Consider the following 13,297-nt stretch of genomic DNA (forward strand, 5'->3'; position numbering starts at 1 on the left):
GAACGAAACTCTACTAAGGTGATTATATGCAACGTTATTTTGTAGAAGAAAAATATGTAAGTGAAGCAAAGATTCGCATTGTAGGTGATGATGTACATCATATTGCGAGAGTAATGCGTATGTCAGCTGGTGATCACATTTATTGCTGTGTAAACGGAAAAACAGCAGTATGTTCAATTGATGAAATTACCAGTGAATTTGTTGAGACAGCTATTGTAGAATGGGTAGAGGTATCGAGTGAACTTCCTGTGTTCGTGACGATTGCAAGTGGACTGCCAAAAGGAGACAAGCTAGAGTTAATTTTTCAAAAAGGAACCGAGCTTGGGGCAGCCGCATTTTTACCATTTCAAGCATCTCGCTCTATCGTAAAATGGGATGCGAAAAAAGCTGATAAAAAAGTTGAGCGTTTAAGAAAAATTGTGAAAGAAGCTGCGGAACAATCGCATAGAAGTGAAGTTCCAGAAGTACATGCTCCAGCATCGTTTAAGCAATTGCTTTCAATGAGTGGTGAGTATGATGTTTGTCTTGTTGCGTATGAAGAAGTAGCAAAACAAGGCGAGAAATCTAATTTTGCGAAAGCTTTAACGACAATGAAACCAGGTCAAAAGCTATTAATTGTATTTGGCCCAGAAGGCGGTTTAGCTGAGGAAGAGATTACAGCGCTTCGTGAACATAAATTTGTACTATGTAGTTTAGGACCAAGGATTTTAAGAACGGAAACGGCACCGCTTTATGCGTTAAGTGCTGCTTCTTATCATTTTGAATTGATGGGGTGATGATCAATGTCAACTGTTGCGTTCCACACGTTAGGTTGTAAAGTAAACCACTATGAAACAGAAGCTATTTGGCAATTGTTTAAACAAGGTGGTTATGAAAGAACTGAATATGAAAAGAAATCTGATGTATATGTTATTAATACATGTACAGTAACAAATACTGGAGATAAAAAAAGCCGTCAAGTAATTAGACGTGCTGTGCGTCAAAATCCAGATGCGGTTATTTGTGTAACGGGATGTTATGCGCAAACATCTCCAGCTGAAATTATGGCAATTCCAGGTGTAGATATTGTAGTTGGTACACAAGATCGTGAAAAGATGTTAGGATACATCGAAGAATTCCGTAAAGAGCGTCAACCAATTAATGCTGTCCGTAACATTATGAAAACACGTGTATACGAAGAACTTGATGTACCATATTTCACGGATCGTACACGTGCTTCATTAAAAATACAAGAAGGTTGTAATAACTTCTGTACGTTCTGTATTATTCCTTGGGCGCGTGGTTTAATGCGTTCTCGTGATGGAAAAGAAGTTATTAAACAAGCGCAGCAATTAGTGGATGCAGGCTATAAAGAAATCGTATTAACTGGTATTCATACAGGTGGATACGGTGAAGATATTAAAGATTATAACTTAGCTGGATTACTTCGTGATATGGAAGCAGAAGTAGGTGGATTAAAACGTCTTCGTATTTCTTCTATTGAAGCGAGTCAAATTTCAGATGAAGTAATAGAAGTGTTAGACAAATCTGAAGTAGTTGTACGCCACTTGCACATTCCGTTGCAATCAGGATCTAATACTGTATTAAAACGTATGCGTCGTAAGTATACGATGGAATTTTTCCAAGAGCGTTTAGATCGTTTGAAAGAAGCGTTACCAGGTCTTGCGATTACATCAGACGTAATTGTTGGCTTCCCAGGTGAAACAGAAGAAGAATTTATGGAAACGTACAATTTCATTAAAGAGAATCGCTTCTCTGAGTTACACGTATTCCCTTATTCAAAACGTACGGGAACACCTGCAGCGCGTATGGAAGATCAAGTTCCTGAAGATGTGAAGAACGATCGTGTTCACCGTTTAATTGAACTATCTAATCAATTAGCGAAAGAGTATGCTTCACAGTTTGAAGGAGAAGTGCTTGAAATTATCCCGGAAGAGCAATTTAAAGATGGCGACCGTGAAGGGTTATATGTAGGTTATACAGATAACTATTTGAAAATTGTCTTTGAAGGGTCAGAAGAATTAATTGGTAAGCTAGTGAAAGTGAAAATTACGAAAGCTGGTTATCCATATAACGAAGCGCAATTTGTTCGTGTTATTGAAGATGATGTGAAAAAAGAATCAGCGAGCGCGTAAAGAAAGCATGCAAACGGAAACGGTTTGCATGCTTTCTTTTTTCATGGAAAAGTTAAGTGTTGAAAAGGTGCAATGATAAAAATATAGTTGTTTTCAGTGGAAAAGGATGATAGCTATTTGCATAGCTTTAAAAAAGGAAGAGCATCTATTCCTCTTTTATTCTGTCAAATAGTTGACCTGAAGTGATAAAATGTATTATAATCGTAAAAGACATGCTGAAGAAGTGTTTCTTTTTGCATGCTGAAGTTAGTATGTAAGTGTGATGTTTCGGAGGGAGGGAAAGAGAATGTCAAAAACAGTCGTTCGTAAAAACGAGTCTTTGGAGGATGCACTTCGCCGTTTTAAAAGATCGGTTTCTAAAACTGGTACACTTGCTGAAGCAAGAAAGCGCGAGTTTTATGAAAAACCAAGTGTAAAACGTAAGAAGAAATCTGAAGCGGCAAGAAAGCGTAAATTCTAAGAGAGGGTGTAAGTTATGAGTCTTCTCGGTCGTTTAAACGATGATATGAAACAAGCGATGAAGAATAAACAAAAAGAAAAATTAACCGTTATTCGTATGGTTAAGGCTGCTTTACAAAATGAAGGTATTAAACTGCAACATACTCTTACTGAAGAAGAGGAATTAACAGTTTTAGCTCGTGAAGTAAAACAGTATAAGGACTCCCTCCTTGAATTTAAAAAAGCTGGTCGTGAAGACCTTGTTGATAAACTGCAAAGTGAAATTCAGATTTTAAGCGCATATTTGCCGGAGCAATTAACTGAAGAAGACCTGATTGATGTAATCAAGCAAGTTATTTCTGAAGTTGGTGCGACATCAAAAGCAGATATGGGTAAGGTGATGACTGCTGTTATGCCGAAAGTAAAAGGTAAAACAGACGGATCACTTGTGAATAAGCTGGTTATCCAGCTATTAGCATAAAAAAACGTCTCATTTCGTATGAGACGTTTTTTTATGCTTTTTTTCAGTTTGGACGTGATATTACAAGCTCTTTTTTCATACATATGGGATGAGAGGAGGTCTTTTAAGATGAAAAAATTAGAACAAATGAAGAATTGGTTAACGAAGCAAATAGACCTGCCAGTGGATGTGCTAATGGATCTACCTCGGATCACGCTTGTTGGGCAAGTGCATATCTATATAGAAAATCATCAAGGTTTATTAGTGTTTTCAGATAAAGAAGTAAGATTGTTGCTAAAACATGGTCAATTATTAATTAAGGGGCAATCCTTCGTTATTAAAACAATCCTTCCAGAGGAGCTTTTGCTTGAAGGGATCATTGAGCAAGTGATGTTTTTAGAAAGTGAAAAGCAAAAGGAGTGAGGGAAACTTCCGTATGTGAAGTTTTTCTTCTTTATTCTCGTGATTCGACCTTACTATTCAGTTATCTCGCTATTTATGGGCAGTAAAACTCTTTATTTCATTTTCGTACGAGTTATTTTGCTAATTAAAGTGAAAAGTAGTATGTCTACTTTTTGGAAAGGTAGTGGAGGTAGTAGATGAAAAATAAATGGTTTATAAAGTGGCTTGGATATGTAAAAGTACGAATTGAAGGTAGAGGAGCGGAACGGTTCGTTAATGAATGCGTACGTAGAAAATTATTAGTTTGGGATGTTAAGAAGATTGCTGATGAAACGTTAGTTTTTTGTATGTTGTTACGCGATGTGAAAAAATTAAAACCAATTTATAGAAAAAATGAATGTAAATTATATTTCATTGGACGCTACGGTTTTCCTTTTTGGAATAAGCGTTTAATTAAAAATAGTGGATTTTTAATCGGTTTTTTAATTTTCTTTTTTGGTATGATTGCAATGTCAAATATGGTTTGGAAAATTGAGATTACAGGAGCGAAACCTGAAACAGAATATATATTGATGAAAGAATTGGATAAAATGGGTATTAAGAAAGGAAAACTACAGTTTCAAATGCCTAGTGTAGAAGATGTGCAACGCCATTTGACGGACAATATTAATGTGATTACTTGGGCGGGGCTGGAAGTAAGAGGGACCACCTATCATTTTAAAATTGTGGAAAAAAACGAGCCGAAAAAAGAAAAGGAACAGCATCCACAAAATTTAGTGGCAAAAAAAGAAGCAATTATTACAAAAACGTTTGTAGAGGTTGGGAAACCAGTCGTTATGAAAAATGACCATGTTGAAAAAGGACAACTTCTTGTATCAGGTGTATATGGTAACGAGGAAAACCCGTCAGTTGTTTCAGCGAAAGGCATTGTATATGGAGAAACTTGGTATACATCCGAGGTGAGTGTGCCGCTGAAAACACAATTTCAAGTGTATACTGGTAATGCGTATAATGAATACTTTCTTAAGTTTGGGAGTGCAAAAATAAAAATATGGGGATTTCAACATGATAAGTATAAACGCTCTCGTACTGAACATGTAAAACATGATGTGAAATTATTTGGTTTTACATTACCGATTGCATATGAAAAAGATATTGTACGAGAAGAGGAAGAAGCGAATCGAGAATACACAGAAAAACAGGCATTGAAAGTAGCGAAAGAGATGGCCGAAAAAGAACTAAAGAAAAAATTGGATGAACATGCTATGATTGTAAGTGATAAGATTTTGAGTAAAGAGGTTGAGGCGGATCAACTAAAAGTTACATTGCATTATACTGTAATTGAAAATATTGCAGAGTCACAACCGATATCCGAATCCGATATTCAAGGAGACTGAGTAATGGCAGAACAATTAGTAGAAATGAACCAACAATTGGAAAATACTAACGAAGCAATCGCTCTTTTTGGAGTCAATGATGCTCATTTAAAAGTAATGGAACGAGAACTTAATGTATCTATCGTAACTAGAGGTGAAACAGTTCATGTGTCTGGGGCAGATGAAAACGTGACACTCGTAGAAAAAATCTTACAGCAATTACTTGTTGTTATTCGTAAAAGTGTATCCATTACAGAAAGAGATGTTGCGTATGCAATTCAGCTCGCACAACAAGGGAAAATTGCTCAATTTGAAGAGTTATATGAAGAAGAAATTTTTAAAACGGCAAAAGGTAAATCTATTCGTGTAAAAACAATGGGACAAAGACGATATATTCATGCGATGAAGAAGAATGATATTGTATTTGGGATAGGACCTGCTGGAACTGGAAAAACGTACTTAGCTGTAGTAATGGCTGTAAGAGCGTTAAAACAAGGGTATGTAAAGAAAATTATTCTAACAAGGCCTGCTGTAGAAGCTGGAGAGAGTTTAGGTTTTTTACCAGGGGATTTAAAAGAGAAGGTAGATCCATATTTACGTCCATTGTATGATGCACTGCACGATATTCTTGGACAAGAATATACGCAGCGTATGATGGAGCGAGGTGTAATTGAAATCGCGCCTCTTGCTTATATGAGAGGGCGTACGCTTGATGATTCATTTGTTATTTTAGATGAAGCGCAAAATACAACTGGTGTCCAAATAAAAATGTTTTTAACAAGATTAGGTTTTAGTTCTAAAATGGTTATAACAGGGGATCCTTCGCAGGTAGATTTGCCAAAAGGGGCAAAATCAGGTCTTTCTATTGCTACAAATGTTTTATCTGGTGTATCGGGACTTTCGTTCATTACATTAGAGCAAAGCGACGTTGTGCGACATCCGTTAGTGCAACGTATTATTGAGGCGTATGATAAAATGGAATGATCCTATTTGTCAGGATCATTTCTTTTTGTATGATAAGGTTGGCGAATAGCAATTTTTTTACTATCATGAAAGAAGAAGAGTATAAGCGATAAATGACGTATGATTCTAAAAGTGTCGCTAGTTAGAAGAAACGAAAGCTATAAATAGTTTCACTTTATTTCTGGAGAGGAGAAGGTATTGAAATCATGTCAAGATCTCAAGAAATTTCTAAGTGGTTTCGTAATTTACAACATTCGAAAAAACTAAGTTGGATTTCTTACGTTTTATTAGGAGCAGTGCTATTTTTTGCACTTATGAATAATGTAAAACCAGAGCAATTAGATGTTACAACATATTCTATTGCGAAAAAAACAATCCATTCTCCTATTAAAATTGAAGATAAAGTTACAACGGACAAAAAGAAAAAAGAAGCCGCTACAAAAGTTGAAGATCAATATACATATAAAAGTGAGTATAAACAAAATAAAGTGGATATTGTGAATGACGTCTTTGCTAAAGTAGATGAAGTGATACAAGAGATCAAAGCGGTTGGACCGGATGAGCAAAAAAAGATTACTGATGCTGAAAAAGTGGACAAGTTGAAAAAAAAATTGCCTACTGATTTAACGAAAGAATTATCTGATTCAAACTTACTAAACTTAATTAATGCAGATTCGAACCAATTAGTATTAGCAAAAGATGCAGCAGTTACAGCTATTAATAGTATCATGACTGAGCATATTAAAATGGACGAATTGAAGGATGCGAAGGAACGATATGTAAGTGAGATGAATAGTGTTAATGTTGATAATGGTTTAAAGGAATCTATTAAGGCGTTAGGGAAATATGCGATTTCTGCAAACTATTTTTATGATCCGACCTTAACAAAAGAGAAGAGAAAAGCGGAAGAAGATTTAGTTCCACCTGTTTATATTCTTCAAGGGCAAGTCCTTGTTAGAGAAGGTGAAACGATTTCAAGTGATATGTACAATCAGTTGAAATTAGTTGGTCTGTTAGAAAAAGGGAACAGTTTTCAACCCTATGTTGGATTAGCGGTACTCATTGGTGTGCTATTGTACTTTATGCATAAGCAATTTGAAGTATTTTTACAACGGAAAAGGGAAGATAGACCGTATATTTTAGCGTACATTACCATTTTGTCGATCACGATCGTTTTAATGAAAATCATTAGCTTGTTCCAAAAGCTTGAATATGCAGGGATCGCGTATGTCGTTCCAGTTGCAATGGGAACAATACTTGTAAAACTAATGATTGGTGATCGATTTGTTTTTTTAACAAGCATGATTTTTTCTGTATGCGGAAGCATTATGTTTAATGAAGGAGTAACGAGCACCCTGAATTATAGTGTGGGGATCTATGTGTTACTAAGTTCACTATCAGTTAGTATTTTCTTGAGAGAAAAAAATCGTCGTACGATGATTTTACAAGCGGGTATACTCGTTTCTGTGTTAAATGTGGTCGTATTGGCAGCGTTATTATTGTTGCGTAATGGGAATTTTTCGCCTCTTGAAATTGGTACACAATTATTGATGGCTTCTGTTTCAGGGATTATCTCTTCGGTGTTAGCTATGGGGATTTTACCATATTTAGAGAGTGGACTTGGCATTGTATCAAGTATGAAGCTTATGGAACTATCAAGTCCAAATCATCCGCTTTTGCGTAAGATTTTGCTAGAAGCGCCAGGGACATATCACCATAGTGTAATGGTAGCGAATCTTTCTGAAGCTGCTTGTGAAGCAGTCGGGGCAAATGGTGTATTAGCCCGTGTAGGGGCGTATTATCATGATGTAGGAAAAACGGTACAACCACAGTTCTTTATTGAAAATCAGATGGGGATTGAAAACCCACATGATAAACTCGCCCCTGTAACGAGTAAAGATATTATTATCGCTCATGTAACGGACGGGGTGAGGATGCTAGAAGAGTACCATATTCCGCAAGAAATTATTGATATTGCTGGACAACATCATGGTACAACGTTACTTAAATATTTTTACTATAAGGCGATTAAAGAAGATAAAGAAAAATATACAGAAGAGATGTTCCGTTATCCAGGATCCAAAGCAACTTCTAAAGAGTCGGCGATTGTTGGGATTGCTGATAGTGTAGAGGCCGCGGTGCGTTCTATGAATCATCCAACGCCAGATCAAATTAATAATTTAGTGCAAAGTATTATTAAAGATCGTTTGCAAGATGGACAATTTAGTGAATGTGATTTGACATTTAAAGAGCTACAAATCGTTGGAAAAACGTTATGCGAGACGTTAAATGGTATTTTCCATTCGCGTATTACATATCCGGAACTACCGGAAGAGAAGGAGAAAGAATGAGTTTATTAATTGATTTTATTGATGAAACAGAAGAAGTGAAAGACGATTATATAAGTTTGATTCGAGAGCTGGTAGAGAAAGCAGCTCAAATGGAAAACATAGAAGAAGGGGCAGAATTATCGGTTACGTTTGTAGATAATGAACGTATTCGTGAAATAAACCGTGATTACCGAGATAAGGATCAGCCTACGGATGTTATTTCTTTCGCTATGGAAGAAATGGGAGAAGGTGAAATGGAAATTGTCGGTGCGGAGATGCCGCGTATGTTAGGAGATCTTATTATTTCTATTCCAAGAGCGAAAGAGCAAGCTGAAGAATATGGACACTCTTTTGATAGGGAACTTGGGTTTTTAGCGTTACATGGATTTTTACATTTGCTTGGTTATGATCACATGACAGAAGAAGATGAAAAAGAAATGTTTGGAAGACAAAAAGAAATTTTAGAAGCATTTGGATTAGGACGATGAAAAAAGGAAAACTTTTAGATAGTTTTGGATATGCTATAGCTGGTATATTCTTTTGTCTTCGTCATGAAAGAAATATGAGAATTCATTATTTAGCCGCAGTCATTGTTATATGCTGCGGCTTTCATTTCCATATTACGAAAATAGAGTGGGTGGTATTACTTATTGTGATAGGGATTGTAATGGGTTTAGAGATGGTAAATACGGCTGTGGAAAAAACAGTAGACTTAGTGACTGCTGATATACATCCATTTGCGAAAATTGCAAAGGATGTCGCAGCAGGAGCGGTTTTACTCTTTGCAGTTATAGCCGTTATAATTGGTGCTATTATCTTTGTACCGTATGTGGTATAGTTGCATTCCGAAGCTTTTATTAAGCCTTGGAAGTGCTATAAAGGCCTTTAGTGAGAGAGTGTATCTATTCACAGCTGTGAACAGGAAGGATGCGGGATATGAATAGTAAACAATTAATTCAAGAAGCAATCGAAGCGCGTAAACAAGCGTACGTACCATATTCAAAATTTCAAGTAGGTGCAGCATTATTAACGCACGATGGAAAAGTATATCGTGGCTGTAATGTTGAGAATGCATCCTATGGCTTATGCAACTGTGCAGAAAGAACTGCTTTATTTAAGGCAGTTTCTGAAGGGGATAAAGAGTTTGTAGCTATTGCGGTTGTAGCAGATACAAAACGCCCAGTACCTCCTTGTGGAGCATGTCGACAAGTTATGGTAGAATTATGTAAACAGGATACGAAAGTATACCTATCAAATTTACATGGTGACGTTCAAGAGACGACAGTCGGAGAATTGTTACCAGGAGCATTTTTAGCGGAGGATTTACATGAATAGAAAAGGTTATAAATCAGGTTTTGTCTCTATTATTGGCAGACCGAATGTTGGGAAATCTACATTTTTAAATCGTATTATCGGCCAAAAAATTGCCATTATGAGTGACAAGCCACAAACGACTCGTAATAAAATTCAAGGCGTATATACAGAAAATGATTCACAAGTAATTTTCATTGATACACCAGGAATACATAAACCGAAACATAAACTAGGTGACTTCATGGTGAAGATGGCTCAAACGACATTGAAAGAAGTTGATATTGTTCTGTTTATGGTCAATGCAACTGAAGGATTTGGTCGTGGTGAGGAATTCATTATTGAGAAATTACAAGAAACGAAACAACCGGTATTTTTGGTAATTAATAAAATTGACCAAGTTCATCCAGAGCAATTATTAGAGTTAATTGATCAATATCGTAAACTACATGAGTTTGCAGAGATTGTACCAATTTCTGCATTAGACGGTAATAATGTAGAAGCGTTAATTGGAGCAATTAAAAAATATTTACCAGAAGGACCGCAATACTACCCAGATAATCAAGTAACGGATCATCCGGAGCGATTTATTATTGCAGAGCTTATTCGTGAAAAAGTACTACATTTAACACGTGAAGAAGTGCCACATTCTGTAGCGGTTGTTATTGATGCAATTCAGAAGCGTGAGGGCGGTGCGGTTTATATAAATGCAACGATTGTTGTTGAACGTGCATCACAAAAAGGAATTATTATTGGGAAACAAGGGAAGATGTTAAAAGAAGTCGGGAAACGAGCTCGTTTTGATATTGAAGCACTTCTTGGTTCTAAAGTATTTTTAGAGGTATGGGTAAAAGTACAAAAAGATTGGCGCAATAAGATGTCTCAGCTTCGTGATCTTGGTTTCCGCGAAGACGAGTACTAAAATAAAGTAAGGCTGTAATCAGTGGATGTTTGCTCATCCGCTGATTATTGGTTTTTGTAAACTTTAATAAATTAGGAAAAATTTTTCTCACATGAAAATGGACAAAATGGGTCAATTTAATAACAAAGGAAATTGGTTTATAGGCTACGCTTATTGAGAAAGGTGGATTCTTATGCTAGATTTTACCTGGAAGTTTTTCTCCAAAACAGGAAGCATTGAAACGTATTTGCTTTTAAAAGAGATGGAAAAAGACGTAAACGATGAGATGGATCAACATGATGAGGAGCTAGCGCATCTAGACTCTCCAATTTCTTGACCCGTTTTGTTCAAACCTTGGATGGTGACGAACATGTTTCAAAAAGTTGAGGGCATCGTTATCCGTACGACAGATTACGGAGAAACGAATAAGATTGTTACAATATTCTCAAGAGAATTCGGTAAGATAAGTGTAATGGCAAGAGGAGCGAAAAAACCGAAAAGTCGGTTAGCATCTGTTTCGCAACTTATGACACATGGGCATTTTCTTATTCAAGTGGGATCTGGGCTTGGAACTTTGCAACAAGGCGAGATTATTTCAACTATGAAAGAAATTCGCGAGGATATATTTTTAACTGCTTATGCATCATTTGTTGTTGAGTTAACTGATAAAGCAACAGAAGATAAAAAACATAATCCGTACTTATTTGAAATGTTATATCAAACGTTGCATTATATGTGTGAGGGTGTTGATCCAGAAGTATTATCATTAATTTATCAAACGAAAATGCTTCCTGTATTAGGGATGCGCCCGTATTTTGATACATGTGCGATTTGTCATCAAGAAACAGATTTTGTCGCCTTCTCTGTCAGGGAAGGCGGTTTTCTGTGCTCACGTCATGCGGAGCAAGATCCGTATCGTATACCGGTGGGAGAAGCTGTACATAAATTGTTACGTCTTTTCTTCCATTTCGATTTACATAGGCTCGGCAATGTATCAGTGAAGGATAGCACAAAAAAACAAATGCGCTTAGTATTGAATACATATTATGATGAATATTGCGGAATTTATTTGAAATCAAGACGTTTCCTAGAGCAACTTGATAAGTTTCAAATATAATTTGGGGCCGTATACGGTCCTTTTTACATACTTTCTTTTTCGAATAGCATATTTAGTATATAATATTTAAGAGATAGTATAACTTTTTTCGTTGTGCATTAAAGGTGGTGATTATCATAGAGCTGAATAAACGGCAAGAACATATCATTCAGATTGTAAAAGATCACGGTCCTATTACAGGGGAGTCAATTGCTGCGCAATTGGGTTTAACACGTGCAACGCTAAGACCAGACTTAGCAATTTTAACGATGGCTGGTTATTTAGAAGCGCGTCCACGCGTAGGTTATTTTTATACGGGGAAAACTGGGGGGCAGCTATTATCTGAAGCTGTTAAGAAAATTAAAGTGCAAGATTATCAATCTAGACCGGCTGTAATTGATAAAAATGTATCAGTATACGATGCAATTTGTACGATGTTTTTAGAGGATGTTGGTACATTGTTTGTTGTAGATCAATCTACACTATTAGTTGGTGTTGTGTCTCGAAAAGATCTATTAAGAGCTAGCTTAGGGAAGCAGGATTTAACCTCTCTTCCGGTTAATATTATCATGACAAGGATGCCAAACATTGCCATGTGTCGTAGAGAAGATTCTTTATATGATATTGCGATGGAATTAATAGAAAGACAGATTGATGCGATGCCGGTTGTGAAAGATACGAAGCAAGGTTTAGAAGTAATTGGACGAATTACAAAAACAAATATTACACGTGCGTTTGTAAACCTAGTAAATAACGAATAAGTGTAATTTGTTTAAAGTGAGGTAATGTAATGGATAATAAAATCGTATATGTCGTATCTGACTCTGTAGGAGAAACGGCTGATTTAGTTGTTCGAGCAGCAATGGGGCAATTCCCATTTGCTCCTGATATTAGACGTGTACCGTATGTAGAAGATACAGGGACATTAAAAGAAGTGATTTCGATTGCTAAGAGTAATCAAGCGCTTATTTGTTTTACGTTAGTAAAGCCGGAAATGCGCCAGTATTTAGTGAAAGAGGCTGCAAAAGAAGGGGTAGAGGCATACGATATTATCGGACCTCTTATCGATCAAATTGAAGAAATTACAGGGCAAGTGCCGAGATATGAGCCGGGTGTTGTTCGTAGATTAGATGAAGAGTACTTTAAAAAGATTGAAGCAATTGAGTTTGCTGTAAAGTACGATGATGGTAGAGATGCACGAGGTATTTTAAAAGCGGATATCGTGTTAATTGGAATTTCACGTACATCAAAAACACCACTTTCTCAATACTTAGCTCATAACAAACGGTTGAAAGTTGCCAATGTGCCGCTTGTACCAGAAGTGGATCCACCTGAGGAATTATATCAAGTGGCAAAAGAGAAATGTTTCGGTTTGAAAATTACACCGGATAAGTTAAATCATATTCGAAAAGAACGATTAAAATCACTTGGATTAAGTGACGGCGCAACATATGCCAATATTAATCGTATTCAAGAAGAGATTGATCACTTTGAAGCAGTAATTAGTAAAATAAATTGTCAAGTAATTGATGTATCGAATAAAGCGATTGAAGAAACAGCAAATATTATTGTGAATGCAGTGCAAAACCAAAAAATGTTTTAGCACATTTACCGAAGGTGAATGTGCTTTTTTCGCTCATATGAAATACGATACTTGTTGGATTAGTAATAGATTATAGCGGAGTGGTTATACTTATATTCTTCTGTTTTTTTATTATGTGAAAAGCATGGTTTAGTTATCCTAAAGTAGAAGATGAAAAAATAAAGGGATATGTAGCGTAGTTGAAGAAAATATATTATAATAAAAAATTGTGATAAAAACCTATATTTTACGTTTAGACTTTAATTTTTCAGAATAAACTAGGGATAGGATTTACAAAAAAGA

General features: G+C 36.1%; 16 protein-coding genes. All 16 read left to right on the forward strand.

What is annotated here, in order from left to right; translation table 11 throughout:
- Nucleotides 1-26: 26 nt before the first annotated feature.
- The 16 genes from JDS95_RS21605 (at nucleotide 27) to JDS95_RS21680 (ending at nucleotide 13,015) form a co-directional block, all read left to right on the forward strand.
- Nucleotides 27-776, forward strand: coding sequence for a 16S rRNA (uracil(1498)-N(3))-methyltransferase (locus JDS95_RS21605; RefSeq protein WP_001190171.1), 750 nt, complete (start codon nucleotides 27-29; stop codon nucleotides 774-776).
- Nucleotides 777-782: 6 nt separating this feature from the next.
- Nucleotides 783-2,135 carry a tRNA (N(6)-L-threonylcarbamoyladenosine(37)-C(2))-methylthiotransferase MtaB gene (gene mtaB / locus JDS95_RS21610; protein ID WP_000108698.1) on the forward strand — a complete coding sequence of 451 codons (1,353 nt, stop codon included), beginning with the start codon at nucleotides 783-785 and terminating at the stop codon, nucleotides 2,133-2,135.
- A gap of 286 nt (nucleotides 2,136-2,421) precedes the next feature.
- A complete protein-coding gene (rpsU, locus tag JDS95_RS21615; RefSeq protein WP_000048061.1) occupies nucleotides 2,422-2,595 on the forward strand; it encodes a 30S ribosomal protein S21 in 174 nt (57 codons plus the stop codon).
- A 15-nt stretch (nucleotides 2,596-2,610) separates the two neighbouring features.
- The gene (locus JDS95_RS21620; RefSeq protein WP_000054576.1) at nucleotides 2,611-3,054 is read left to right on the forward strand and encodes a GatB/YqeY domain-containing protein; all 444 of its coding nucleotides are present in this window, start codon (nucleotides 2,611-2,613) and stop codon (nucleotides 3,052-3,054) included.
- Nucleotides 3,055-3,162: 108 nt separating this feature from the next.
- Nucleotides 3,163-3,456, forward strand: a complete 294-nt coding sequence (gene yqfC, locus JDS95_RS21625; RefSeq protein ID WP_000732262.1) for a sporulation protein YqfC — start codon at nucleotides 3,163-3,165, stop codon at nucleotides 3,454-3,456.
- Nucleotides 3,457-3,632: 176 nt separating this feature from the next.
- Nucleotides 3,633-4,832, forward strand: coding sequence for a sporulation protein YqfD (yqfD, locus tag JDS95_RS21630; protein WP_199690778.1), 1,200 nt, complete (start codon nucleotides 3,633-3,635; stop codon nucleotides 4,830-4,832).
- A gap of 3 nt (nucleotides 4,833-4,835) precedes the next feature.
- Nucleotides 4,836-5,795 carry a PhoH family protein gene (locus JDS95_RS21635; RefSeq protein WP_000840526.1) on the forward strand — a complete coding sequence of 320 codons (960 nt, stop codon included), beginning with the start codon at nucleotides 4,836-4,838 and terminating at the stop codon, nucleotides 5,793-5,795.
- 185 nt (nucleotides 5,796-5,980) lie between these two features.
- A complete protein-coding gene (locus JDS95_RS21640) occupies nucleotides 5,981-8,125 on the forward strand; it encodes an HD family phosphohydrolase (RefSeq protein WP_000091506.1) in 2,145 nt (714 codons plus the stop codon).
- Nucleotides 8,122-8,592, forward strand: a complete 471-nt coding sequence (ybeY, locus tag JDS95_RS21645) for an rRNA maturation RNase YbeY (protein WP_000054674.1) — start codon at nucleotides 8,122-8,124, stop codon at nucleotides 8,590-8,592. The genes JDS95_RS21640 and ybeY overlap by 4 nt, the downstream gene beginning before the upstream one ends.
- Nucleotides 8,589-8,942, forward strand: a complete 354-nt coding sequence (locus JDS95_RS21650; protein ID WP_000715512.1) for a diacylglycerol kinase family protein — start codon at nucleotides 8,589-8,591, stop codon at nucleotides 8,940-8,942. The genes ybeY and JDS95_RS21650 overlap by 4 nt, the downstream gene beginning before the upstream one ends.
- A gap of 98 nt (nucleotides 8,943-9,040) precedes the next feature.
- A complete protein-coding gene (locus JDS95_RS21655; protein ID WP_001086291.1) occupies nucleotides 9,041-9,439 on the forward strand; it encodes a cytidine deaminase in 399 nt (132 codons plus the stop codon).
- A complete protein-coding gene (era, locus tag JDS95_RS21660) occupies nucleotides 9,432-10,337 on the forward strand; it encodes a GTPase Era (RefSeq protein ID WP_001080234.1) in 906 nt (301 codons plus the stop codon). The genes JDS95_RS21655 and era overlap by 8 nt, the downstream gene beginning before the upstream one ends.
- Nucleotides 10,338-10,509: 172 nt before the next feature.
- On the forward strand, nucleotides 10,510-10,653 hold the full coding sequence (locus tag JDS95_RS21665; protein WP_000883923.1) for a YqzL family protein: 144 nt from the start codon (nucleotides 10,510-10,512) through the stop codon (nucleotides 10,651-10,653).
- Between the two features lie 33 nt (nucleotides 10,654-10,686).
- The gene (gene recO, locus JDS95_RS21670; protein ID WP_085450589.1) at nucleotides 10,687-11,433 is read left to right on the forward strand and encodes a DNA repair protein RecO; all 747 of its coding nucleotides are present in this window, start codon (nucleotides 10,687-10,689) and stop codon (nucleotides 11,431-11,433) included.
- Nucleotides 11,434-11,540: 107 nt separating this feature from the next.
- Nucleotides 11,541-12,173 (forward strand): transcriptional regulator CcpN, encoded by a 633-nt coding sequence (locus JDS95_RS21675; protein ID WP_000583755.1) that lies wholly within the window; start codon nucleotides 11,541-11,543, stop codon nucleotides 12,171-12,173.
- Between the two features lie 29 nt (nucleotides 12,174-12,202).
- Nucleotides 12,203-13,015 carry a pyruvate, water dikinase regulatory protein gene (locus JDS95_RS21680; RefSeq protein ID WP_000368950.1) on the forward strand — a complete coding sequence of 271 codons (813 nt, stop codon included), beginning with the start codon at nucleotides 12,203-12,205 and terminating at the stop codon, nucleotides 13,013-13,015.
- The last annotated feature ends 282 nt before the right edge of the window (nucleotides 13,016-13,297 follow it).

It is taken from the genome of Bacillus cereus group sp. N24, assembly GCF_016483345.1.
Taxonomy (GTDB): domain Bacteria; phylum Bacillota; class Bacilli; order Bacillales; family Bacillaceae_G; genus Bacillus_A; species Bacillus_A toyonensis.